The sequence below is a fragment of the Salmonella sp. 5800 genome, from assembly GCF_046558195.1.
In the GTDB taxonomy this organism is placed as follows: Bacteria; Pseudomonadota; Gammaproteobacteria; order Enterobacterales; family Enterobacteriaceae; genus Salmonella; species Salmonella enterica.
Genome location: NZ_JBGDOX010000008.1, coordinates 102,803 through 127,166 on the forward strand (window position 1 = coordinate 102,803; position 24,364 = coordinate 127,166).

Sequence of the window (24,364 nt, forward strand, 5' to 3'; positions counted from 1 at the left end):
CCCGGTACCGCATACGGCACAATAACAGGATTTTCTTTAAGTGTTAATCTGTTTACAAAAAAGCAACATAAAAAAGTGGCTGAATCGTTAAGGATGGTCTAATGCTCTACTGAGACGGGAGCTACAGCCATAAATGCTTACCTCATTTCGTGCTTTGATCGTCACGTAACGTTATCGATCCCAACATTAGCTAAAAATTAAACTATCGTCCCTTTATACTCACGCGAAACTGCACCCCGTCGGCGGCAGGCATAATGACCATAGCGATTCTCTGGAATCGGGAGAGATAAAATGACGTTGCCCTTTAAACCCCATCTCATTGCCCTTGTGTGCAGTGCCGGGTTATTTGCCGCTTCGGGCGTACTGTATGTTAAAAGCCGCGCTCCCGAAGCGCCCGCGCAGGCGGCAGCTCCCGCCCCTGAGCAAACGCAAGCCGCTGTGCCCGCGCCTGTCGCGAAAACGACCTTTACCACTGCGCAAATTGATCAATGGGTCGCGCCTGTCGCGCTCTACCCCGATGCCCTGCTGTCGCAGGTGCTCATGGCCTCCACCTACCCGGCGAACGTGGTTCAGGCCGTCCAGTGGTCGCGAGATAACCCCACGCTGCAGGGCGATGCCGCTATTCAGGCGGTGGCCAGCCAACCGTGGGACCCCAGCGTCAAATCGCTGGTCGCCTTTCCCCAGTTGATGGCGCTTATGGGCGAGAATCCGCAATGGGTGCAAAACCTGGGCGATGCGTTCTTAGCCCAGCCACAGGATGTGATGGATGCGGTGCAAAGGTTGCGTCTGCTCGCTCAACAAACCGGTTCGCTAAAATCAACGCCGCAGCAAACCGTCACCAGCGTGCCGAAGTCCAGCGCTTCTACCGCCGTCACGACGACAACAACCACCACCACATCCGCCAGTACGCCAGCGACACCGTCGACCGTCATCAAAATTGAACCCGCGAATCCGCAGGTGGTGTACGTGCCGAACTATAACCCCGCGACGGTGTATGGCGCCTGGCCCAATACCGCTTATCCGCCGGTGTATTTACCGCCCCCTCCGGGGCAGCAGTTTGCCGATAGTTTTGTTAAAGGTTTTGGTTATAGTCTGGGCGTCGCCACCACCTATGCGTTGTTCAGCAGCATAGACTGGGATGACGACGATCATCACCACCATGACGACGACCATCATGATGATGATTACCATCATGGTGGTAGCGGTTATCAACATAATGGCGATAATATCAACATCAATGTCAATAATTTCAACCGGATATCCGGGCAAAACCTGCCGGGCCAAACGATGGGCTGGCAGCATAATCCCGCCTGGCGCAATGGCGTCCCCTATCCGAATAATACCGTTGCGCAACGGTTCCATCCCACCAATGTTAGCGGCGGGTTAAGCGCAACGCAGCAAGCGCCAGTGTCTCGCGACAGTCAGCGCCAGGCGGCCATGACGCAATTCCAACAGCGCAGCCATACATCACCCGCTAACCTGTCAGGCGAGACATCCCGCGATAGACAGCGCAAAGCGGCATCGCAGCAGTTAAATCAAATTGCCCAGCGTAATAATTACCGTGGCTATGACGGAACACAAAACAGCAGTCGTCGCGAGGCGGCGCAGCAGACACTGAATAAATCCACCACGCAGCAGCATCGTTCCGAGCTGAAGGCTAAAGCCCAGCAGCACCCTGTTTCACAACAGCAGAGAGACACCGCCCGCCAGCGTATTGAATCCTCTACGCCGCAGCAGCGTCAGGCATTTCGCCAGAATATGCACGCCAATGTGTTTAGCGGGAACGACAGTCGATCGCCGTCATGGCAATCGCAACAGCTACGCGGCCTGGAAAGCCGTCGCGGCAGTCACTTAAACACCGAGCAACGCGCCGCCGCGCGGGAACATTTTTCTGAACATCATGAATTTCATCGCCGTTAACCGGAGCAGATAATGAAAAAGGTTATGTTAAGCGCTCTGTTACTGTCGTTACCCTTGCTGGGCTACGCGCAGGAACGGTTCCCCTCCCCGGAAGCGGCCGCCAGCGCCTTCGCCGCGGCGGTAGCCGGAAAAAACGAAACGCAGCTTACCGCGCTACTGGGCGATGACTGGCGGCAATTTCTGCCGCCGGAAGGTGCCGATCCCGAGGCCGTGGCCCGCTTCAATCGTGACTGGCGCGAAGGCCATCGCATTGTACAGAAAGACAATACGGCGCACCTGAATGTCGGACGAGAAGACTGGCAGCTCCCGGTGCCCATGGTGAAAGAGACTGGCGGCTGGCGCTTTGATATGGCGGCAGCCGGGAATGAGATCCTCACCCGTACTATTGGGCGAAATGAACTTTCTACCTTACAGGCCATGCATGCTTACGTTGATGCGCAGCAGGATTATTACTTACAAAACCATCGCTGGGCGCACAGGATAATCAGTAGCGAAGGCCAAAAAGATGGCCTGTACTGGCCAACCAAAGCAGGCGACGTCCCCAGTCCGTTAGGCCCAAACTTTAGCCCCGCAGCGCCAGACGAGGGTTACCACGGCTACCATTTCCGTATTATCAGCGATAACGACGGTCACGGCGCGGCGCTTCTGGCCTGGCCGATGCATTACGGCGAAACCGGGGTGATGAGTTTTATGGTCAACCAGGACGATCGTATTTATCAGGCGGATTTAGGCAAGGAGACGGAGAGTAAAGTTCAGGCTATCACGCGTTTTGCGCCAGACGCGCAGTGGCAGGTCGCCGAATAACCCGTAAGCGCCTGGCGTTATCGCCAGGCCATGATCATTAGCCCTGATGCGGCATTAATTCCGGGTGGCCTTGTACCGGCGGCTTGTTGCTGGTCAGCGCGGCTTCATCAGCCTGAATGCTGCCGGAATTGGCCGCCCATACGCCTTCATGCGTGTGGGTGATCTGCTGATGCTGCGCATTTAAATCCTCGCCCATTGCCGCAATATGCGTACTTTCCGTACCGCCGCTGTTAGTCGCCCAAGGGATGACGGGATCGCTGGCAAATGCCATGCCGGAAATCAACGTCGCAGTTAGCGCTGCTGTTGTCAGAAAAAGTTTCATATATCAAACCTCATAATTAGCTCGCTATTATTTTATAGCGTTACTAATTTCAGGGTGATGACAAAGTAAGGAGAGGTATTTCTTATGAAACAATTAGTTGGTCGCAAATGACAGACAAAGGCACTACCGACGGCATAAGCTTTGAAAAGCGTACTGCTGCGGAAAAGATAAATTTTGCGCTTTCGTTATCCTTCGCCATCATTTGACACATCTGATTTGCCATGCATAAAAAAAGCGGCTGTAAAGCCGCTTTTCTGTGTCGGATGGCGCATTGCCACCTACAGAAGATTATTTCTTCTTCGCTTTCGGGTTCGGCAGGTCAGTAATGCTACCTTCGAAGATTTCCGCCGCCAGGCCCACGGACTCATGCAGAGTCGGGTGCGCATGAATGGTCAGCGCGATGTCTTCCGCGTCACAGCCCATTTCGATCGCCAGACCGATTTCACCCAGCAGCTCGCCGCCGTTGGTGCCGACAATCGCCCCGCCGATCACGCGGTGAGATTCTTTGTCGAAAATCAGTTTGGTCATACCGTCTGCGCAGTCAGAAGCGATAGCACGGCCAGAAGCTGCCCACGGGAAGGTGGCGGTTTCATAGCTGATGCCTTTTTCTTTCGCTTCTTTCTCGGTCAGGCCAACCCATGCCACTTCTGGCTCGGTGTACGCGATAGACGGGATAACCTTCGGATCGAAGTAGTGTTTCTTCCCGGCGATAACTTCAGCGGCAACGTGACCTTCGTGAACACCTTTGTGCGCCAGCATCGGCTGACCGACGATATCGCCGATAGCGAAGATGTGCGGCACGTTGGTGCGCAGCTGTTTGTCAACGCGGATGAAGCCACGGTCGTCAACTTCCACGCCAGCTTTGCCCGCATCGAGGTTTTTGCCGTTCGGTACACGACCGATCGCCACCAGAACCGCATCATAACGCTGCGCTTCAGCCGGGGCTTTTTTGCCTTCCATCGAAACGTAGATACCGTCTTCTTTCGCTTCAACGGCAGTCACTTTGGTTTCCAGCATCAGGTTGAATTTCTTGCTGATGCGCTTGGTGAAGACTTTAACGATGTCTTTATCAGCCGCCGGGATAACCTGATCGAACATTTCAACCACGTCAATCTCTGAACCCAGCGCGTGGTATACGGTACCCATTTCCAGACCGATGATACCGCCGCCCATGACCAGCATACGCTTCGGCACTTCTTTCAGTTCCAGAGCGTCGGTAGAATCCCATACGCGCGGGTCTTCATGCGGAATAAACGGTAATTGGATCGGACGAGAACCTGCCGCGATGATCGCGTTGTCGAAGTTGATCACGGTTTTGCCGTTTTCGCCTTCAACTTCCAGGGTGTTCGCCCCGGTGAATTTACCCAGACCGTTGACCACTTTCACCTTACGGCCTTTGGCCATACCCGCCAGACCGCCGGTCAGTTGAGTGATAACTTTTTCTTTCCAGGTACGAATCTTGTCGATATCGGTTTTCGGCTCACCGAAGACGATACCGTGTTCAGCCAGCGCTTTGGCTTCTTCGATAACTTTTGCTACGTGCAGCAGCGCTTTAGAAGGGATACAGCCGACGTTCAGACAAACACCACCGAGGGTGCTGTAGCGTTCTACAATTACGGTTTCCAGACCTAAATCAGCGCAACGGAAAGCGGCAGAATAGCCTGCCGGGCCCGCCCCAAGTACCACGACCTGAGTTTTGATTTCAGTACTCATCATGACCTCTTTATTTGTATCCGGCGGTCTGGGGTACTTGATCGCCCATCATCCACCGGGTCGTTCTATCCGCCCGTATCTTACAAAATTGTTAACAATTTTGAAACAACAAACGGATCACGAATTATCGCTTTCGCTAATAACCTCACAAACTCCATGAGATTATCAAAAAAAAGCCGGCCGTCGGGCCGGCTTTTTCGCTTACATCACCAGACGGCGAATGTCAGACAACATATTGTTGATAATGGTAATGAAACGCGCACCATCAGCACCATCGATCACACGGTGGTCGAAGGAAAGAGAGATAGGCATCATCAGACGCGGCACAAACTCTTTCCCATTCCACACCGGTTCCATCGCCGACTTAGAAACGCCGAGGATAGCCACTTCCGGCGCGTTAACAATCGGCGCGAAGTGGGTAGTTCCCAGACCGCCGATGCTGGAGATAGTGAAGCAACCACCCTGCATTTCGCCAGCGGTCAGCTTACCATCACGCGCTTTTTTGGAGATGGTGGTCAGTTCACGAGACAGCTCGGTCACGCTCTTCTTATTCACGTCTTTAAAGACCGGAACCACCAGGCCATTCGGGGTATCAACCGCCACGCCGATGTTGATGTATTTCTTCAGGGTCAGACGCTGACCGTCTTCGGACAGAGAGCTGTTGAAGCGCGGCATCTGTTCCAGAGCAGCGGCAACCGCTTTCATGATGAAGACCACTGGCGTGTATTTCACATCCAGTTTGCGCTTCTCAGCTTCGGCGTTCTGCTGTTTACGGAACGCTTCCAGATCGGTGATATCGGTTTTGTCGAAGTGCGTAACGTGCGGGATCATCACCCAGTTACGGCTCAGGTTCGCGCCAGAGATTTTCTGGATACGGCCCAGTTCCACTTCTTCAACTTCACCAAACTTGCTGAAGTCCACTTTCGGCCACGGCAGCATACCCGGGATACCGCCGCCCGCAGCAGCCGGCGCAGCTTCCGCGCGTTTGATAGCATCTTTCACGTAAGCCTGAACGTCTTCGCGCAGAATACGGCCTTTACGACCAGTCCCTTTCACTTTCGCCAGGTTGACGCCAAACTCACGCGCCAGGCGGCGAATCAGCGGAGTAGCGTGAACGTAAGCGTCGTTTTCAGCGAACTCAGACTTGCCTTCCGCTTTGGCAGCCGGGGCAGCAGGCTTCTCAGCTTTCGCCGCCGGAGCCGGTGCCGCCGCTTCCTGTTTAGCCGGAGCGGCCGCAGGCGCTGCGCCTTCTACTTCAAAGACCATAATCAGAGAACCGGTTTTCACTTTGTCGCCGGTGCTGATTTTGATTTCTTTCACGGTGCCCGCGAACGGCGCAGGCACTTCCATGGAGGCTTTGTCGCCTTCCACGGTGATCAGCGACTGTTCAGCGGCAACTTTATCGCCGACTTTGACCATCACTTCGGTGACTTCAACTTCGTCGCCGCCGATATCCGGTACGTTAACGTCTTTCACGCCCGTCGCTGCTGCTGGAGCAGCCGCAGCCGGAGCGGCTTCCGCTTTCGCTGGTGCTGCGGCAGGCGCTGCGCCCGCCACTTCGAAGACCATAATCAGAGAGCCGGTAGACACTTTATCACCGGTGTTCACTTTGATCTCTTTCACGGTGCCCGCGAACGGCGCCGGCACTTCCATAGAGGCCTTGTCGCCTTCGACGGTGATCAGCGACTGTTCAGCTTCAACGGTGTCGCCCACTTTCACCATCACTTCAGTCACTTCAACTTCGTCACTGCCGATATCCGGAACGTGAACGTCTTTCGCCGCTGCCGCAGCAGGTGCTGCTGCCGGCGCCGCTTCTTTCTTCTCTTCTGCCTTAGCAGGCGCAGCGTCGGCTGCACCGTCGGCGGAATCGAAAATCATGATAAGTGCACCGGTCTCGGTTTTGTCGCCGACAGAGACTTTGATCTCTTTCACGACGCCAGCCTGCGGAGACGGGACTTCCATAGAGGCTTTGTCGCCTTCTACGGTGATCAGCGACTGTTCAGCTTCCACTTTGTCGCCCACTTTGACCAGAATCTCGGTGATTTCAACTTCATCTGTCCCGATGTCCGGTACTTTGATTTCGATAGCCATTATTCTTTTACCTCTTACGCCAGACGCGGGTTAACTTTATCTGCATCGATGTTGAATTTGGTAATCGCATCCGCTACCACTTTCTTGTCGATTTCGCCACGTTTAGCCAGTTCGCCCAGCGCTGCAACAACCACATAAGAAGCATCAACTTCGAAGTGGTGACGCAGGTTCTCACGGCTGTCGGAACGACCGAAGCCATCCGTACCCAGTACGCGATAGTCGTCAGCCGGTACGTAAGTACGAACCTGCTCGGCGAACAGTTTCATATAGTCAGTAGATGCCACTGCCGGAGCGTCGTTCATCACCTGAGCGATGTACGGTACGCGCGGGGTTTCCAGCGGGTGCAGCATGTTCCAGCGTTCACAATCCTGACCATCACGCGCCAGTTCGGTGAAGGAGGTTACGCTGTACACGTCAGAACCTACGCCGTAGTCTTTCGCCAGGATCTGTGCTGCTTCACGCACATGACGCAGGATAGAACCGGAGCCCAGCAGCTGAACTTTACCTTTGCTACCTTCAAGGGTTTCGAGTTTGTAGATACCTTTACGGATACCTTCCTCGGCACCTGCTGGCATGGCCGGCATGTGGTAGTTTTCGTTCAGGGTGGTGATGTAGTAGTAAACGTTCTCTTGTTTCTCACCGTACATACGCTCCAGACCATCATGCATGATGACAGCCACTTCGTAAGCGTAAGCCGGGTCGTAAGAGATACAGTTCGGGATAGTCAGCGACTGAATGTGGCTGTGACCATCTTCGTGCTGCAGACCTTCGCCGTTCAGCGTAGTACGACCGGAAGTCCCGCCGATCAGGAAGCCGCGAGCCTGCTGGTCGCCAGCCTGCCAGCACAGGTCGCCGATACGCTGGAACCCGAACATAGAGTAGTAGATGTAGAACGGGATCATCGGCAGATCGTTGGTGCTGTAAGAGGTCGCCGCAGCCAGCCAGGATGCGCCTGCGCCCAGCTCGTTGATACCTTCCTGCAGAATCTGGCCTTTCTCGTCTTCTTTGTAGTAAGCAACCTGCTCACGGTCCTGCGGGGTGTACTGCTGGCCGTTCGGGCTGTAGATACCAATCTGACGGAACAGACCTTCCATACCGAAAGTACGCGCTTCGTCGGCAATGATCGGAACCAGACGATCTTTGATCGACTTGTTCTTCAGCATCACGTTCAGGGCACGCACGAAAGCGATCGTAGTGGAAATCTCTTTACTTTGCTCTTCCAGCAGCGCGCCGAAATCTGAAAGTTGAGGCAGCTCTAACTTCTCGGTGAAGTTCGGCTGACGGCTTGGCAGGTAGCCGTGCAGCGCCTGACGGCGTTCATGCAGGTATTTGTGTTCTTCAGAACCTTCCGGGAAGGTAATGTACGGCAGTTTTTCGAGATCAGCATCGGCAACCGGCACGTTGAAACGATCGCGGACGTAACGCACGCCGTCCATGTTCATTTTCTTAACCTGGTGAGCGATGTTTTTACCTTCCGCGGTGTCACCCATGCCGTAACCTTTAATGGTATGGGCCAGGATTACGGTCGCTTTGCCTTTGGTTTCCTGCGCTTTTTTCAGTGCCGCGTAGACTTTCTTCGGATCGTGACCACCACGGTTCAGCGCCCAAATCTGCTCGTCAGTCCAGTCGGCCACCAGGGCTGCGGTTTCCGGATATTTACCGAAGAAGTGCTCACGCACGTAAGCGCCGTCTTTGGATTTGAAGGTCTGGTAGTCGCCGTCAACGGTTTCGTTCATCAGCTGGATCAGTTTACCGCTGGTGTCTTTACGCAGCAGTTCATCCCAACGACCGCCCCACATGACTTTAATAACGTTCCAGCCAGCACCTGCAAAGATGCCTTCCAGTTCGTTAACAATCTTGCCGTTACCGGTGACCGGGCCGTCAAGACGCTGCAGGTTACAGTTGATAACAAAGACCAGGTTGTCCAGTTTTTCACGGGTGGCGATGGTGATCGCGCCTTTGGATTCCGGCTCGTCCATCTCGCCGTCGCCGAGGAAGGCGTAAACGGTCTGTTTAGAGGTATCTTTCAGGCCGCGGTGTTCCAGATATTTCAGGAATTTCGCCTGGTAGATAGCACCGATTGGGCCCAGCCCCATAGAGACGGTCGGGAACTGCCAGAATTCCGGCATCAGTTTCGGGTGCGGATAGGAAGAGAGGCCATTACCGTGAACTTCCTGACGGAAGTTATCCATCTGTTCCTGGGTCAGACGACCTTCCAGGAACGCGCGAGCGTAGATGCCCGGAGAGATGTGGCCCTGGAAGTACACCAGATCGCCGCCATCCTGTTCGTTGCGCGCACGGAAGAAATGGTTGAAACAGACATCATAGATCGTGGCGGAAGACTGGAAGGACGCCATGTGGCCGCCCAACTCAAGGTCTTTTTTAGACGCGCGCAGCACGGTCATGATGGCGTTCCAGCGGATAGCAGAACGAATGCGACGTTCCAGCTCCAGATTGCCCGGGTATTCCGGTTCGTCTTCAACGGCAATAGTGTTGATGTAATTACTGGCCCCTGCGCCTGCCGCGACTTTCACGCCGCCTTTACGAGCTTCAGAAAGCAGTTGGTCAATCAGATACTGAGCGCGCTCAACACCTTCTTCACGGATGACCGATTCGATCGCCTGTAGCCAGTCGCGAGTTTCGATCGGATCCACGTCATTTGGGAAACGTTCTGACATGGGGGTATTCCTTATCTATCTAATACGTTGAGTTATCTGGAACCTGTCCCATTAAACTTTCGTCAGAAAGCTTAATAAGACAGGTTCTGCGTTTAGTTGCCGCGCACATTTTTGCGCGTTATTCACAACATCTTCTGGTTAACGTTCTGCCAGAAAAAACTAATTCTTGCGCTGTTCCAGACGGCGTAAAGCGCGTTCACGACGGCTCTCCTCACGGCTTCTGTCCAGCATAATCTCTTCGATAAACGCCAGATGGCGGTGTGACGCTTCACGCGCTTCTTCTGGTTTTCCGGCCATAATGGCTTCAAATATACGGGTGCGATGCGTACTCACCAGCGGCAGCATCTCCCGACGCGCATACAGCAATTCGAAGTTCTGCCGCACGTTTTGCGCCAGCATCGGCTCCATACACCTTAGCAGATGAAGCAATACCACGTTGTGCGCCGCTTCGGTGACGGCGATTTGATACTGGAGCACGGCTTCGGACTCGGCATCCAGATCGCCGGACTCTTGCGCCAGCTCAATGGCATGGTGCAGCTCGCGAATACGGTCTTTATCTTCGTCGGTGCTGCGCAGCGCCGCGTAATAAGCCGCAATGCCTTCCAGCGCATGGCGCGTTTCGAGCAGGTCAAACTGGGATTCAGGGTGATCGGAGAGCAGTTCCACCAGCGGGTCGCTAAAGCTCTGCCACAGGCTGCTCTGCACGAAGGTTCCGCCGCCCTGGCGACGAAGCAACAATCCCTTCGCTTCGAGACGTTGAATCGCCTCGCGCAAGGAGGGACGGGAGACGTCGAACTGTTTTGCCAGTTCACGTTCCGGTGGGAGTTTTTCTCCGGGACGCAATGTTCCCTCAAGGATTAAAAACTCCAGCTGCTGCTCGATCACATCGGAGAGTTTTGGTTGGCGGATTTTGCTGTAGGCCATGATTTCCTGTCTTAAGCCATTTGCCCGGAGTCAATTGGTCTTACCAATTTCATGTCTGTGACGCTAAAGTAACAAAGTATTCACCTTCTGTCCATACAGGTTTTGATTGAAATCAGTAAAGGAGGCACATTTTAACAATTTTACAGAAATCATGTTTCAAAACTGTAACTGTGCACAAATGTTAAATTTACCCACCAGGAGGTAGATTTAACGTATTTGAAACGATAAAAAATCTCATCTGAACCGATTCAACAGCAGATTAAATGCGTTTTTATGCATAAATAATGAATAAAAACAAATTAACCTCTGCAAGGGAAAATAAAAGGAGGTATTTACAAGTGCTTTCTTTTTACGCAACTCGTCATCACCCCTGCACAAAGCAGGTGCATTCGCGGCCACATACCATTATTCTGATCAAGACGAAAGAGTTGAAGTGACATTTAAAAAAACGAATCTGTAAATAAATTAATACAAAAAGCGGAATTGCAAACTTACACACGCACTACTGCATCGTTCAAAATAAGCGCGTTATGAATAAACCGCGCCCGATACACGAGGTTTTATGATGGACAGTCAGCAGCACGGCGAGCAGCTCAAGCGCGGCCTGAAAAACCGCCATATTCAGCTTATCGCATTGGGCGGCGCGATAGGGACAGGCTTGTTCCTGGGAAGCGCCTCCGTTATTCAGTCGGCGGGGCCAGGAATTATCCTGGGCTATGCGGTTGCAGGCTTTATTGCCTTTCTGATTATGCGCCAGCTGGGGGAGATGGTGGTTGAAGAACCGGTCGCCGGCTCTTTTAGCCACTTCGCCTATAAATACTGGGGCGGCTTTGCCGGATTCGCTTCCGGCTGGAACTACTGGGTGCTGTACGTATTAGTTGCCATGGCGGAACTGACCGCAGTGGGTAAATATATCCAGTTCTGGTATCCGGAGATCCCCACCTGGGCTTCTGCGGCAGCCTTCTTTGTGATTATTAACGCCATCAACCTGACCAACGTTAAAGTGTTCGGTGAGATGGAGTTTTGGTTCGCCATTATTAAAGTGATCGCCGTCATCGCTATGATTCTGTTCGGCGCGTGGTTACTCTTCAGCGATACCGCTGGTCCGCAAGCCACCGTGCGCAACCTGTGGGAACAGGGCGGCTTTCTGCCGCATGGCTGGACCGGGCTGGTGATGATGATGGCCATTATTATGTTTTCGTTCGGCGGACTGGAGCTGGTAGGGATCACCGCCGCTGAAGCCGATAACCCGGAACAGAGCATCCCCAAAGCCACCAATCAGGTTATCTATCGCATCCTGATTTTTTATATCGGCTCGCTGGCGGTTCTGCTTTCGCTGCTGCCATGGACGCGCGTCACCGCCGATACCAGCCCGTTTGTCCTTATCTTCCATGAGCTGGGCGATACGTTTGTCGCCAATGCGCTGAATATCGTGGTTCTCACCGCCGCGCTATCGGTTTATAACAGCTGCGTTTACTGCAACAGCCGTATGCTGTTCGGTCTGGCCCAGCAGGGAAATGCGCCGAAAGCGCTGCTGAACGTCGACAAACGCGGCGTGCCGGTGAGCTCCATTTTGGTTTCCGCCGTCGTGACGGCGTTGTGCGTGCTGCTCAACTACCTGGCCCCAGAGTCCGCATTCGGACTGCTGATGGCGCTGGTGGTCTCCGCGCTGGTCATTAACTGGGCGATGATTAGCCTTGCCCATATGATGTTCCGTCGCGCGAAACAGCAGCAGGGCGTGAACACCCGCTTCCCGGCCCTGTTTTATCCGTTCGGCAACGTTCTCTGTCTGCTGTTTATGGCGGCGGTATTGATCATTATGCTGATGACGCCAGGTATGGCGATCTCCGTGTGGCTGATTCCGGTATGGCTGCTCATCCTGGGCGTCGGCTACCTGTGTAAAGAAAAAACGGCAAAAACGGTGAAAGCCCACTGATCGTGGCGTTACTTTTCCGCCCTCCCCGTCCGGGGAGGGTGTTATCTGCCTCACAGTTTCCCACGTATAACCATTTTATCCATATCAGCGGCGTGATCCTGCTACGCAAATAAAAGCTCGCAGGCGAATAATTACCGCCATCATCTGATGGGGAGAAGTCTCAATGGATAAGGGCAGACTTTCGGTAAGAGAGAAAATCGGGTATGGCATGGGCGACGCCGGATGTAACATTATTTTTGGCGCTATCATGCTGTTTGTGAATTATTTTTATACGGATATTTTTGGTCTTGCCCCGGCGTTAGTCGGTGTTTTACTCCTTTCAGTACGCGTTATCGATGCCGTTACCGATCCGGTGATGGGCGCGCTTGCCGATCGTACCCAAAGTAAATATGGTCGTTTCCGCCCCTGGCTACTGTGGATTGCATTTCCCTACGCGCTGTTCAGCGTTCTGATGTTTACGACGCCGGACTGGGGCTATAACAGCAAAGTTGTCTATGCTTTCGTCACCTATTTTCTGCTTTCTGTGACCTACACCGCCATCAATATTCCCTATTGCTCACTGGGCGGCGTGATCACCAACGATCCAAAAGAGCGCGTGGCCTGTCAGGCTTATCGCTTCGTGTTAGTCGGCATCGCGACGCTGTTGCTATCGTTAACGCTATTGCCGATGGTGGACTGGTTTGGCGGCGGCGACAAAGCCAAAGGCTATCAGTTGGCGATGACCGTGCTGGCGATTATCGGCATGGGTATGTTTCTGTTCTGCTTTGCCAGCGTCCGCGAACGCGTTCGCCCTGCCGTTCCGACGCACGATGATATGAAGAATGATTTCAAAGACGTGTGGAAAAACGATCAGTGGGTACGCATTCTGCTATTGACCTTATGTAACGTCTGCCCGGGGTTTATCCGTATGGCGGCGACCATGTATTACGTCACCTGGGTGATGGGACAAAGCACCCATTTCGCTACGCTTTTTATTAGTCTTGGCGTGGTCGGTATGATGATCGGCAGTATGCTGGCAAAAGTCTTAACCGATCGCTGGTGTAAATTGAAGGTATTTTTCTGGACCAATATCGCGCTGGCGATTTTCTCCTGCGCGTTCTATTTCTTTGATCCGAAAGCTACCGTGATGATAGTGGCGCTCTACTTCCTGCTCAATATTCTGCATCAGATCCCTTCCCCGCTGCACTGGTCGCTGATGGCGGACGTCGATGATTACGGCGAATGGAAAACCGGCAAACGCATTACCGGTATTAGCTTCTCCGGTAATCTGTTCTTCCTGAAACTGGGCCTGGCGATTGCCGGGGCGATGGTCGGCTTTTTGCTCTCCTGGTACGGTTATGACGCCAGCGCCAAAGCGCAAAGCGCCTCGGCGATGAACGGTATTATGCTGTTGTTTACCGTTATCCCCGGCGTTGGCTATCTGATTACCGCAGGCGTGGTACGTCTGCTGAAAGTTGACCGTGAACTGATGAAAAAAATCCAGGACGATTTGGAAAAACGTCGCACTAATTACCGCGAATTGAATGAGTTGCAGGAGCTCAAAGCCGCTGAAAGCGTAAGGAAAGCCTGATGGCAAACTGGCCAAACCCGTTTATTGAACAACGTGCCGATCCGTTTATTTTACGCGACGGCAGCGATTACTACTTTATTGCCTCCGTACCGGAATATGACAGGCTGGAAATCCGCCAGGCTAATTCGCTGGAAGGGTTGCGCGCCGCCGACCCCGTTGTCGTCTGGCGTAAACCGGAAAGCGGCCCGATGAGCCAGCTCATCTGGGCACCGGAACTTCATCATCTGGCGGGCAAGTGGTACATCTATTTTGCCGCTACCCATACTCAAGCGCTTGATAAGCAGGGAATGTTCCAGCACCGCATGTTTGCCCTGGAGTGCGCCGATGCCGACCCACTCACCGGCAAGTGGACGGAGAAAGGTCAAATTAAAACGCCGTTTGATACCTTCGCCCTCGATGCCACCACTTTTTATCATCAGGGAAAGCAGTGGTATCTGTGGGCGCAAAAAGCGCCGGATATTGCCGGTAACTCAAATATTTATCTGGCTGAACTGGAAAATCCGTGGACGATTAAAGGCGAGCCGGTAAGGCTCAGTAAGCCAGAGTACGACTGGGAGTGTCGGGGTTTTTGGGTTAACGAAGGTCCGGCCGTCGTGGTGCATGGCGACAAGCTGTTTATCAGCTATTCGGCCAGCGCCACCGATGAAAACTACTGTATGGGGTTACTGTGGATTAACGTAAACGACGATCCGCGCGATCCGGCCAACTGGCATAAATCACCGCGCCCGGTCTTTACCACCAGCTATGAGAATCGCCAGTATGGGCCGGGACACAACAGCTTTACGCAAACGCCGGAAGGTGAAGATGTACTGGTGTACCACGCGAGAAATTACACCGAAATTGAAGGCGATCCGTTGTACGATCCCAACCGCCATACGCGTCTGAAACGGGTGCGCTGGGACGAAAACGGGATGCCTGATTTTGGCGTGCCGCCAGCCGATACGATCTAAGCCGTTGCACTGCCCGGTGGCGCTAACGCTTACCGGGCCTACAGATTTTTCCATTGTAGGCCGCATAAGCGTTAGCGCCATCGGCACAACGCTACACTAATGCCCCATAAATGGTGAGCAACGCAATAATCACCACCACCACAAACGAGGCCTTCTTCGCCATCGACACCGCCGCTTTGGGGGTTTCTACCTTGTCAGTATGCGGTTCGCGCGCCAGTGAGAACTGCGCCAGACGTGTGAGCACCTGATATTGCGAAGTATGCAGATCCGCCAGCGAGGCAAACCAGGCCGGCAACGCTTTCTCGCCATGCCCCAGTAATGCATACACTACGCCCGCCAGACGTACCGGAATCCAGTCCAGCACATGAAGAATAGCGTCAATGCCGGATTGCAAACGTTGGTGCGGCGTTTGATAGCGCGCCAGCCAGGTCTGCCAGGCCCGTAAAAACGCATAGCCCACCAGCGTTACCGGCCCCCATGGACCGCCAACGATAAACCAAAATAGCGGTGCGAGGTAAAAACGGAAATTTATCCATAACAACGCATTTTGCAGCTCACGCAAAAATTCACGCTCATTACAATCCGGCGGCACGCCGTGAATCAGCGTAAGCTCGCTGGCCATCGCCTCGCAAGGATGCGGATCGTTACGGGACGCCGCTTTCAGCCAGGCGTGATAATGTACTCGCACTTTGCCCGCGCCGATACACAGCACGCCCAGGAGAATCCACACCACCAGCGTCGGCACGTTAAATAGCAGCCCTTTTAACGCCTGGAGCAGTAGAAAAGTCACCACCATCGCGATCGCCGTCATTCCCATCGTGCGCAACATCGAAAAATGCGTAATCCGACGGAATAGCGCCTCCAGCCGATGATCGAGCTGCCAGTGCTCGCCCAGCTTAAACAGGCGCTCGACAATCAGCACCAGTAATGTCGTAAACAGCGTCATGTCATCTCCTTGTGCGACGAGAGGGCTACCAAAGCGCGAAAACGCGGCCAGTCAAAGGCAGGGCCAGGGTCCGTTTTGCGGTCAGGCGCAATGTTGCAATGTCCGGTCATATTGTCGGCGATCGCCGGATAGCAAGCGATAAGCGTGCGCGTCACGGCGGCTAGCTGCTGATACTGCGCATCGGTATAAGCCAGCGTATCCGTCCCCTCCAGCTCAATACCAATGGAGAAATCATTACAACGTTCCCGCCCCTGATAGTTTGATACGCCCGCATGCCACGCACGCTTATCAAAAGGCACATACTGGACGATTTCACCGTCGCGACGAATCAGACAATGGGCCGAAACACGAAGATGAGCGATTTCTGCAAAAAAAGGATGGGCGTCTGGATCTATCGTTCCGGTGAATAATGCATCGATCCACGGACCGCCAAACTCGCCGGGGGGCAGGCTAATATTATGCACCACCAGCAAGGACGGTTTTTCGTCATCCGGACGGCAATCATAATGCGGAGAAGGGACGCGTCGCGCCTCTACCAACCAACCCTTATCTGGCAACATGCAGAGTCTCCTTTTGAGTGGTGCTTATAGCTGCTTCAGAGTAGCATGTTTCTACCTTATGATTCGTTAGCAATTTGGAGTTTTATCATGCCGCCTCGCCGTTATAACCCAGACGACCGACGTGACGCGCTACTGGAACGCATTAATCTCGATATCCCTGCCGCCGTTGCTCAGGCGCTGCGTGAAGATTTAGGTGGAGAAGTCGATGCTGGCAACGATATCACCGCGCAACTTTTGCCGGCAGATACGCAAGCCCATGCCACGGTGATCACTCGTGAAGACGGCGTTTTCTGCGGCAAGCGCTGGGTTGAAGAGGTCTTCATCCAACTGGCGGGCGATGATGTGCGCCTCACCTGGCATGTCGATGACGGCGACGCCATTCACGCCAACCAAACAGTGTTTGAACTGAACGGCCCGGCTCGCGTATTGCTGACCGGCGAGCGCACGGCGCTAAACTTTGTCCAGACCCTTTCCGGCGTCGCCAGTGAAGTACGCCGCTACGTTGGACTGCTGGCTGGCACCCAAACCCAGTTGCTCGACACGCGTAAAACGCTGCCGGGTCTGCGCACCGCGCTCAAATATGCGGTTTTATGTGGCGGCGGCGCCAATCATCGTCTGGGCCTCACTGACGCGTTCCTGATTAAAGAAAACCATATCATCGCCTCCGGTTCTGTTCGTCAGGCGGTGGAAAAAGCGTTCTGGCTACATCCGGACGTGCCGGTAGAAGTCGAGGTCGAAAATCTGGATGAACTGGACGATGCGCTGAAAGCAGGCGCGGATATTATCATGCTGGATAATTTCAACACCGACCAGATGCGCGAGGCGGTGAAACGCGTCAACGGCCAGGCGCGGCTGGAAGTATCCGGCAACGTCACCGCGGAAACCTTACGCGAATTTGCTGAAACCGGGGTGGATTTCATCTCCGTTGGCGCGCTGACCAAGCACGTGCGCGCGCTCGATCTCTCCATGCGTTTTTGCTGATCCTCTCCACCCGATGGCGCTGCGCCGTCGGGTCTATAAATCACCTGTCCGTAGATCCGCGTCATTATTCGGTAAAATATTCGTAGCGCCTCGCAATAACGTTGCCGTGTCATGTAACGCAGCGAAAATCTTCAGAATCCGCCTTCCCGTTTTACCTTTTGCCGCTCGCCCGCTCTTCCCGCGTTTGCCACAGTAGCGCCAGCTAACTCAAGGAGCGAACAATGGAAAAACAACGCGGTTTCACGCTTATCGAACTGATGGTCGTTATTGGCATCATCGCCATTTTAAGCGCCATCGGCATTCCGGCTTACCAGAACTATCTGCGTAAAGCGGCGCTGACGGATATGTTGCAAACGTTTGTCCCCTACCGTACCGCCGTCGAACTCTGCGCTCTGGAACATGGTGGGACGAGCACATGCGATGCGGGCGTCAACGGTATCCCCTCGCCCGTCATCACCCGTTATGTTTCGGGCATGAGCGTGGAAAAAGGCGTCATCACGCTTACCGACCAGGAGAGTCTGAGCGGGCTTAACGTCATCATGACGCCCGCCTGGGACAATGCTAACGGCATTACCGGCTGGACGCGTAACTGCAATATTCAAAGCGACAGCGCGTTACAACAGGCTTGTGAAGATGTCTTCCGTTTTGACGCCAACTAAGGAGACAAGATGAAAGACGCTCAGCTCAACACATTGTGCCAACGTCATCAGGCTGTACTGATCAATAGCGCCAGCAACAGTATCACTGTTGCGGTGGTCGACGCGCCCTCTCATGCGTTACTGGACGCTCTGCATTTCGCCACGCAAAAACAGATTGATATTGTGTGCTGGACTCGCCAGCAAATGGAAAATCATCGGCATAAGCCGGATCAGGCTCCCTCGGCAAACGCCGCGAAAGGCGGAGAAACCGCGGCCCAGCTTCTCAATCAGACATTACGCTCGGCGATGGCGAAACGCGCCTCTGATATCCATCTCGAACCCGGCGCCAGCCGCTACCGAATAAGACTCCGCATCGACGGCGTTCTTCATATTCTGCAGGACATCGCCAAAGAGACGGGGCTTGCGCTGACGGCCAGATTGAAAGTCCTGGGAAATTTGGACATCGCTGAACATCGGCTGCCGCAGGACGGGCAATTTACCGTTGACCTGGCGGGCGACAGCATCTCTTTTCGTATCGCCACGCTTCCCTGTAAAGAAGGCGAAAAAGTCGTCTTACGGTTGTTGCATCAGGTTGAACAAACGCTGGATCTGGACACGCTGGGCATGTACGGGGCACAACTTACCGCTTTTAGACAAGCCCTACAGCAACCTCAGGGGCTGGTACTGGTGACTGGCCCCACCGGTAGCGGAAAAACAGTCACGCTATACAGCGCGCTACAAACCCGGAATATGCCGGGTATCAACCTCTGTAGCGTTGAGGATCCGATAGAAATTCCACTGGATGGGATTAACCAGACGCAGATCCATCCCCGCGCCGGGCTCACCTTTCAAAATGTGCTGCGCGCGCTTTTACGCCAGGACCCTGACATCATCATGGTAGGTGAAATTCGTGACGGCGACACCGCAGAAATCGCCATTAAGGCGGCACAAACGGGCCATCTGGTACTTTCAACGCTCCATACGAACTCCACCAGCGAAACCCTGATACGTTTGCAGCAAATGGGCGTAGCACGCTGGATGATCTCATCGGCGCTTACGCTGGTGGTAGCGCAACGCCTGGTAAGGAAGCTTTGCCCGCACTGCAAACAGCGTCTGAGCGATCCCGTGGTGCTATCGCCCAATCTTTGGCCCAGCGCGCTACCGCGCTGGCAGGCAAGCGGCTGTCAGCATTGCTACCACGGCTTTTATGGCCGAACCGCGTTATTCGAAGTGTTAACCGTTACCCCGGCATTACGTCAGTTAATTGCGAGCGGCGCATCGGCGCAAGCACTGGAAGCCCACCTCCAACAGACCGGTACAGGGACGCTTTTTGAAAATGGCTGTCGCGCCGTTGAGCAAGGCATGACGTCCTTTGAAGAGATACTGCGCGTTCTGGGAATGCCCCATGAGCGTTAAACAGCTCTGGCGCTGGCAAGGCGTTAACGATAAAGGTCAACTGGAACAAGACGTTGTATGGGCGGACAATCGTCTGGCGCTGATCATCACCCTGCAACATCAGCGCATTATGCCGCTTCGCATCAAGCGCATGGGCGTTAACGCCGCACTGTGGAAAGAAGAGCAAAGCGCTGAAATTATTCATCAGTTGGCCACGCTCATTCATGCCGGACTGACGCTTTCTGAAGGGCTGGAACTCCTTGCGCAACAGCATCCACACCGACAATGGCAAGCGCTGTTGCGCACGCTGGCTCACGAGCTTGAACAGGGCGTCCCTTTTTCCAGCGCATTAGTCTCCTGGCCGCAGGTATTTCCGCCGCTCTACCAGACGATGATCCGCACCGGAGAACTGACCGGCAAACTGGCCGAATGCTGCTTTGAACTGGCCCGTCAGCAAAAAGCGCAACGGCAGATTACGGTTAGCGTGAAAAAGGCGCTGCGCTATCCCGCCATTATTCTGACAATGGCCGCCCTGGTCGTTTTCGCCATGCTGCACTTTGTCCTGCCGGAATTTGCCGCCATTTACCGTAGCTTCAATACCCCGCTCCCTCTTCTGACGCGCGGTATTATCGCGATAGCGCAATGGGGGTCGGCATGGGGTTGGCTCATCTTGTTCCTGACGATGCTCGTTGCTATCGCTCACCGCAGGGTAAAACAAAAGCCGTCCTGGCAAGCGCAGCGGCAGCGTCTTCTGCTACGGCTTCCCGTTATAGGTCGCCTGATAAGAGGCCAGAAACTAGCGCAAATATTCACCGTACTGGCATTAACCCAAAGCGCAGGCATTCCTTTTCTTCAGGGACTGGAAAGCGCTATCGATAGTCTCGGCTGCCCTTACTGGTCACAGCGTTTAACGCAGGTACATCAGGAGATCGCCGCGGGCAATCCGGTCTGGTTGGCGCTAAAAAATACCCAGGAATTTAGTCCGCTATGCCTGCAACTGGTCAGAACGGGCGAAGCGTCCGGCTCACTCGATATCATGCTGCATAACCTTGCCCGTCACCACAGTGAAACTACGCTGGCGCTGGCCGATAATCTGGCGTCGCTGTTGGAACCGGCGTTATTGATCATCACCGGCTTAATTATCGGTACGCTGGTGGTGGCGATGTATTTGCCGATTTTTCATCTGGGAGACGCGATGAGCGGGATGGGATAAGGCTGGCGCACATTTACGCCAGCCAGAATATTAGAGGCTATTGAAAATGCGGTTTTCTTGTTCCTGCACCCGAATAAAGGTGGTGCGTTTGGTCAACTCTTTCAGGCGAGACGCGCCGACATAAGTGCAGGCTGAGCGTAGACCGCCCAGGATATCGCGGGCAGTATTGCCCACCGGCCCACGCAGCGGCAATTTAACCGTTTTACCTTCTGCCGCGCGGTATTTCGCAACGCCGCCGACATGACGGTTCATCGCAGATTCCGAACTCATGCCGTAGAACAGCATAAATTTCTCGCCGTTCTCTTCTACCACGCTGCCGCCGCTCTCTTCGTGCCCCGCCAGCATGCCGCCCAACATAACGAAATCCGCGCCGCCGCCAAAGGCTTTTGCTACGTCGCCTGGCATGGTGCAGCCGCCATCGCTGACGATCATGCCGCCCAGGCCATGCGCCGCGTCAGCGCATTCGATAACCGCCGACAGTTGCGGATAACCAACGCCGGTTTTTACACGCGTCGTGCATACGGAGCCGGGACCAATTCCCACTTTCACGATATCGGCGCCGGAGAGGATAAGCTCTTCGCACATCTCGCCCGTTACCACATTGCCTGCGCAGATTGTTTTTGTCGGCCATGCTTCACGTGCTTTCGCGACGAACTGCACAAAATGTTCTGAATAGCCATTGGCCACATCAATACAGACAAAGTTCAGCGCAGGATTCAGCGCCAGAATCTGCACGGTTTTTTCGAAATCAGCATCAGAGGTCCCGGTGGAAACCATCACATGCTTGAGAACATCAGCCGAAGCCGTGTTGATAAAAGCTGCCCACTCTTCAACGGTATAATGTTTATGTACAGCAGTCAGAATATCAAACCCGGCCAATGCTTGCGCCATTTCAAACGTCCCGACGGTATCCATATTGGCCGCAATAATCGGTACGCCAGACCAGGTCTGACCTGAGTGTTTAAAGGTGAATTGACGTTCCAGTTCGACATCGGAACGGCTTTTGAGGGTAGAACGCTTAGGACGGATAAGAACGTCTTTGAAACCTAACTTCAGATCTTCTTCAATACGCATGTACGGATTCCTGGGGTTAATGGCGAAAAATCGAAACTCACAACTCCAGTGACGCTATCATACGCACTAATCATGGCCGTACAAGACTGCGAAATTCTCTTTTTTTACGTTACAATCCCATAAATTTACCTGGCGAATAGTAGGTTAATGCTCAGAGCGTATCGTCTTTGTATGCTTAAAATTTAACCTTTTGATTGTCAAACTAAAATTCCGGAAGCTGGAGATATGAGGTATACCGTAGCCTTAACCGGCGGTATTGGCAGCGGTAAAAGTACCGTCGCTGATGCCTTCGCTGACCTCGGAATAACCGTCATCGACGCGGATATTATCGCGCGCCAGATGGTTGAGCCAGGGCAGCCCGCCCTGAACGCAATAGCGGAACATTTTGGTTCTGAACTTATCGCCGCCGACGGCACGTTACGTCGCCGGGCGCTGCGTGAGCGTATTTTTTCGCATCCGGAAGAAAAAGCCTGGCTTAACGCCCTGCTTCACCCCTTAATTCAGCAGGAAACCCAACGACAGTTTCAACAGGCTACGTCGCCCTATGTGTTATGGGTTGTGCCTCTGCTGGTTGAAAACAGGCTGTATCAAAAAGCCAACCGCGTACTGGTGGTTGACGTGACGCCCGAAACGCAGCTTATGCGCACAATGCAGCGTGATGATGTTACGCGCGAGCATGTTGAACACATTCTCGCTGCGCAGGCGACGCGTGAAGCGCGCCTTGCCGTGGCGGACGATGTTATTGATAATAACGGCGCACCGGATGCTATCGCATCAGATGTGGCCCGCCTGCACGCCAGTTATCTTAAGCTCGCGTCGCAGTTTGTCTCACAGGAAAAACCGTAATGCACACCCAGGTCCTATTTGAACACCCTCTCAATGAGAAGATGCGTACGTGGCTGCGCATAGAGTTTTTGATCCAACAGCTCTCCATCAACCTGCCAATTGCAGACCATGCTGGCGCACTGCATTTTTTCCGTAACATCAGCGATCTACTGGATGTGTTCGAACGGGGCGAAGTCCGTACCGAACTGCTGAAAGAACTGGAGCGCCAGCAGCGTAAATTACAGGCCTGGGTTGAGGTTCCCGGCGTCGATCAAGACCGTATTGAAGCCCTGCGCCAGCAGTTAAAATCCGCGGGCAGCGTGCTGATCTCCGCCCCGAGGATTGGCCAGCAGCTACGCGAAGATCGCTTGATTGCCCTTGTGCGTCAACGCCTAAGTATTCCTGGCGGCTGTTGCAGTTTCGATTTACCCACTCTACATATCTGGTTGCACCTACAACAGGCGCAGCGCGACGCCCAGATTGAAAGCTGGCTTGCCAGCCTGAATCCCCTCACCCAGGCGCTGACGCTGGTGCTTGATCTGATCCGTAATTCAGCACCTTTCCGTAAGCAAACCAGCCTGAACGGTTTTTATCAGGATAACGGGGACGACGCCGATTTGCTGCGTCTTATGCTGACGCTCGATTCACAACTTTATCCGCAAATTTCCGGCCATAAGAGCCGTTTTGCCATTCGCTTTATGCCGCTGGATAGTGAAAATGGTCTGGTGCCGGAGCGTCTTGATTTTGAACTGGCCTGTTGCTAAGGAGTAAAAATGTCTGACGTGACCGTCGTAAACTGTCCGACCTGCGGTAAACCGGTCGTCTGGGGGGAAATTAGCCCCTTCCGCCCATTTTGTTCTAAACGCTGTCAGTTAATTGATTTGGGCGAATGGGCCGCCGAAGAGAAACGAATCGCCAGCAGCGGCGACCAGTCTGATAGCGACGACTGGAGCGAAGAGCGCTAACGGAGAGGGCTCTGTTGAGACGGCAATATCGCCTTATGACAAAAATAATCAATAAATACGCGTAGTTTTGGCGCCATATGCGCGCGGCCGGGATAATACAAATAAAATCGGCGAGATTAGGCTATAACAGAAACGTAGCCGCCACTGCGCCAGAAAACCTCGGCGCGTTATCACTGACCCTCAGCCCGCAGGAGCTGGCGGCAATTGAGGCGGTTTTTCCTCACGACGCCGCGGCCGGCCCCCGCTACTGGCCGGAAATTATGTCGACATTAAATCGCTAATAAGATCGATGGGGATCGTGTTGCGATCCCCCACTAAGGCGCAAATTGGCGTAATTTACGAATAATCGGTTCATTGGCCGGCGGAAAATCGTCCGTATTCAACGCGTTTTGCGCGATCCACCGTCCCGGCTGTCCTTCTTTCCCCCACGGTTCGCCCTCCCAGCGTTCAACCAGCCAAAACCACAGCGTAATGTGTCTATCCGGGAATTGATATTCCAGAGTGTCGAATAATGTCACCTGTGTTGGCGTAATCCCCACCTCTTCCTGTAGCTCCCGGATCAACGCCTGCTCTGGTGTTTCGCCGGCTTCAATTTTTCCGCCGGGAAATTCCAGCTTGTTCGCCATATGCGCATCAGCGGCGCGTTGGGTAATAAAAATTTCGTCGTTCGGGTTGCGGATAATCCCAACCGCGATTTGCAGTTTTTTCATCTTGGTGCATCCATAAAAAAGGCGCAGTCGCCTGCGCCTTTTTATCTGTGTTCAATGCCAGGCCGAATAAGCGTAGCGCCCTTCGGCAATAATGCCAGCACCGACCGACCTGATGGCAACACATTATGTCTTATCAGGCCAGTAAGTTT

Annotated in this window: 21 protein-coding genes and 2 pseudogenes; 13 read left to right on the forward strand and 10 right to left on the reverse strand. The window is 53.8% G+C overall.

What is annotated here, in order from left to right; all coding sequences use genetic code 11:
* Nucleotides 1-291 precede the first annotated feature (291 nt).
* Nucleotides 292-1,920: a DUF3300 domain-containing protein gene (locus ACLJZ5_RS15795; protein WP_024798002.1), complete on the forward strand. Its 1,629-nt coding sequence runs from the start codon at nucleotides 292-294 to the stop codon at nucleotides 1,918-1,920.
* A gap of 12 nt (nucleotides 1,921-1,932) precedes the next feature.
* Nucleotides 1,933-2,724, forward strand: coding sequence for a DUF2950 family protein (locus ACLJZ5_RS15800; protein ID WP_000757452.1), 792 nt, complete (start codon nucleotides 1,933-1,935; stop codon nucleotides 2,722-2,724).
* 37 nt (nucleotides 2,725-2,761) lie between these two features.
* Here ACLJZ5_RS15800 and ACLJZ5_RS15805 read toward each other — a convergent pair whose 3' ends face one another.
* From ACLJZ5_RS15805 to pdhR, 5 genes are all read right to left on the reverse strand, one after another.
* Nucleotides 2,762-3,046, reverse strand: a complete 285-nt coding sequence (locus ACLJZ5_RS15805) for an outer membrane protein (protein WP_000765363.1) — start codon at nucleotides 3,044-3,046, stop codon at nucleotides 2,762-2,764.
* Nucleotides 3,047-3,334: 288 nt separating this feature from the next.
* Complete coding sequence (gene lpdA / locus ACLJZ5_RS15810) at nucleotides 3,335-4,759, reverse strand: dihydrolipoyl dehydrogenase (RefSeq protein WP_001529952.1); 1,425 nt, start codon at nucleotides 4,757-4,759, stop codon at nucleotides 3,335-3,337.
* Between the two features lie 201 nt (nucleotides 4,760-4,960).
* Nucleotides 4,961-6,850 (reverse strand): pyruvate dehydrogenase complex dihydrolipoyllysine-residue acetyltransferase, encoded by a 1,890-nt coding sequence (gene aceF, locus ACLJZ5_RS15815; protein ID WP_017441555.1) that lies wholly within the window; start codon nucleotides 6,848-6,850, stop codon nucleotides 4,961-4,963.
* A 14-nt stretch (nucleotides 6,851-6,864) separates the two neighbouring features.
* The gene (gene aceE, locus ACLJZ5_RS15820) at nucleotides 6,865-9,528 is read right to left on the reverse strand and encodes a pyruvate dehydrogenase (acetyl-transferring), homodimeric type (protein ID WP_000003840.1); all 2,664 of its coding nucleotides are present in this window, start codon (nucleotides 9,526-9,528) and stop codon (nucleotides 6,865-6,867) included.
* 159 nt (nucleotides 9,529-9,687) lie between these two features.
* Nucleotides 9,688-10,452 carry a pyruvate dehydrogenase complex transcriptional repressor PdhR gene (gene pdhR, locus ACLJZ5_RS15825; protein ID WP_000331771.1) on the reverse strand — a complete coding sequence of 255 codons (765 nt, stop codon included), beginning with the start codon at nucleotides 10,450-10,452 and terminating at the stop codon, nucleotides 9,688-9,690.
* A 562-nt stretch (nucleotides 10,453-11,014) separates the two neighbouring features.
* Between pdhR and aroP the strand changes: the two genes are divergently transcribed.
* From aroP to ACLJZ5_RS15840, 3 genes are all read left to right on the forward strand, one after another.
* A complete protein-coding gene (gene aroP / locus ACLJZ5_RS15830; protein ID WP_115400776.1) occupies nucleotides 11,015-12,388 on the forward strand; it encodes an aromatic amino acid transporter AroP in 1,374 nt (457 codons plus the stop codon).
* Nucleotides 12,389-12,551: 163 nt separating this feature from the next.
* The gene (locus ACLJZ5_RS15835; RefSeq protein ID WP_024798004.1) at nucleotides 12,552-13,958 is read left to right on the forward strand and encodes a glycoside-pentoside-hexuronide (GPH):cation symporter; all 1,407 of its coding nucleotides are present in this window, start codon (nucleotides 12,552-12,554) and stop codon (nucleotides 13,956-13,958) included.
* Nucleotides 13,958-14,908 carry a family 43 glycosylhydrolase gene (locus ACLJZ5_RS15840; RefSeq protein WP_024798005.1) on the forward strand — a complete coding sequence of 317 codons (951 nt, stop codon included), beginning with the start codon at nucleotides 13,958-13,960 and terminating at the stop codon, nucleotides 14,906-14,908. Before ACLJZ5_RS15835 ends, ACLJZ5_RS15840 begins: the two co-directional genes overlap by 1 nt.
* 91 nt (nucleotides 14,909-14,999) lie before the next feature.
* Here the strand turns inward: ACLJZ5_RS15840 and ampE are convergent, their stop codons facing one another.
* Complete coding sequence (gene ampE / locus ACLJZ5_RS15845; protein WP_000172039.1) at nucleotides 15,000-15,854, reverse strand: beta-lactamase regulator AmpE; 855 nt, start codon at nucleotides 15,852-15,854, stop codon at nucleotides 15,000-15,002.
* Nucleotides 15,851-16,414: a 1,6-anhydro-N-acetylmuramyl-L-alanine amidase AmpD gene (ampD, locus tag ACLJZ5_RS15850; protein WP_000936326.1), complete on the reverse strand. Its 564-nt coding sequence runs from the start codon at nucleotides 16,412-16,414 to the stop codon at nucleotides 15,851-15,853. Before ampD ends, ampE begins: the two co-directional genes overlap by 4 nt.
* Nucleotides 16,415-16,501: 87 nt before the next feature.
* Here ampD and nadC point away from each other — a divergent pair, with 87 nt between their 5' ends.
* The 4 genes from nadC (at nucleotide 16,502) to hofC (ending at nucleotide 20,641) form a co-directional block, all read left to right on the forward strand.
* Complete coding sequence (gene nadC, locus ACLJZ5_RS15855; protein WP_001135135.1) at nucleotides 16,502-17,395, forward strand: carboxylating nicotinate-nucleotide diphosphorylase; 894 nt, start codon at nucleotides 16,502-16,504, stop codon at nucleotides 17,393-17,395.
* A 221-nt stretch (nucleotides 17,396-17,616) separates the two neighbouring features.
* Nucleotides 17,617-18,054, forward strand: a complete 438-nt coding sequence (ppdD, locus tag ACLJZ5_RS15860; protein WP_116526411.1) for a prepilin peptidase-dependent pilin — start codon at nucleotides 17,617-17,619, stop codon at nucleotides 18,052-18,054.
* 9 nt (nucleotides 18,055-18,063) lie between these two features.
* The gene (gspE, locus tag ACLJZ5_RS15865) at nucleotides 18,064-19,449 is read left to right on the forward strand and encodes a type II secretion system protein GspE (protein WP_024155103.1); all 1,386 of its coding nucleotides are present in this window, start codon (nucleotides 18,064-18,066) and stop codon (nucleotides 19,447-19,449) included.
* The gene (gene hofC, locus ACLJZ5_RS15870) at nucleotides 19,439-20,641 is read left to right on the forward strand and encodes a protein transport protein HofC (protein WP_024798006.1); all 1,203 of its coding nucleotides are present in this window, start codon (nucleotides 19,439-19,441) and stop codon (nucleotides 20,639-20,641) included. Before gspE ends, hofC begins: the two co-directional genes overlap by 11 nt.
* Before the next feature lie 30 nt (nucleotides 20,642-20,671).
* Here hofC and ACLJZ5_RS15875 read toward each other — a convergent pair whose 3' ends face one another.
* Nucleotides 20,672-21,715 carry a GMP reductase gene (locus ACLJZ5_RS15875; RefSeq protein ID WP_001217365.1) on the reverse strand — a complete coding sequence of 348 codons (1,044 nt, stop codon included), beginning with the start codon at nucleotides 21,713-21,715 and terminating at the stop codon, nucleotides 20,672-20,674.
* A 225-nt stretch (nucleotides 21,716-21,940) separates the two neighbouring features.
* Here ACLJZ5_RS15875 and coaE point away from each other — a divergent pair, with 225 nt between their 5' ends.
* From coaE to yacG, 3 genes are read left to right on the forward strand one after another with little or no spacing between them, the layout of a single operon-like run.
* Nucleotides 21,941-22,561 carry a dephospho-CoA kinase gene (coaE, locus tag ACLJZ5_RS15880; RefSeq protein WP_001270914.1) on the forward strand — a complete coding sequence of 207 codons (621 nt, stop codon included), beginning with the start codon at nucleotides 21,941-21,943 and terminating at the stop codon, nucleotides 22,559-22,561.
* Complete coding sequence (zapD, locus tag ACLJZ5_RS15885) at nucleotides 22,561-23,304, forward strand: cell division protein ZapD (RefSeq protein ID WP_000557441.1); 744 nt, start codon at nucleotides 22,561-22,563, stop codon at nucleotides 23,302-23,304. The genes coaE and zapD overlap by 1 nt, the downstream gene beginning before the upstream one ends.
* A gap of 9 nt (nucleotides 23,305-23,313) precedes the next feature.
* Entirely contained in the window at nucleotides 23,314-23,505 is a 192-nt protein-coding gene (yacG, locus tag ACLJZ5_RS15890; protein WP_001286419.1) for a DNA gyrase inhibitor YacG, read from the forward strand.
* Here the strand turns inward: yacG and ACLJZ5_RS15895 are convergent.
* Nucleotides 23,502-23,615 (reverse strand): annotated as a pseudogene (locus tag ACLJZ5_RS15895) (LysR family transcriptional regulator); the annotation flags it as partial. The gene yacG and the pseudogene ACLJZ5_RS15895 overlap by 4 nt on opposite strands.
* A 30-nt stretch (nucleotides 23,616-23,645) precedes the next feature.
* Between ACLJZ5_RS15895 and ACLJZ5_RS15900 the strand changes: the two are divergent.
* Nucleotides 23,646-23,786 (forward strand): annotated as a pseudogene (locus ACLJZ5_RS15900) (aldo/keto reductase); the annotation flags it as partial.
* A 33-nt stretch (nucleotides 23,787-23,819) separates the two neighbouring features.
* Here the strand turns inward: ACLJZ5_RS15900 and mutT are convergent.
* Entirely contained in the window at nucleotides 23,820-24,215 is a 396-nt protein-coding gene (gene mutT / locus ACLJZ5_RS15905; protein ID WP_000736055.1) for an 8-oxo-dGTP diphosphatase MutT, read from the reverse strand.
* Nucleotides 24,216-24,364 lie beyond the last annotated feature (149 nt).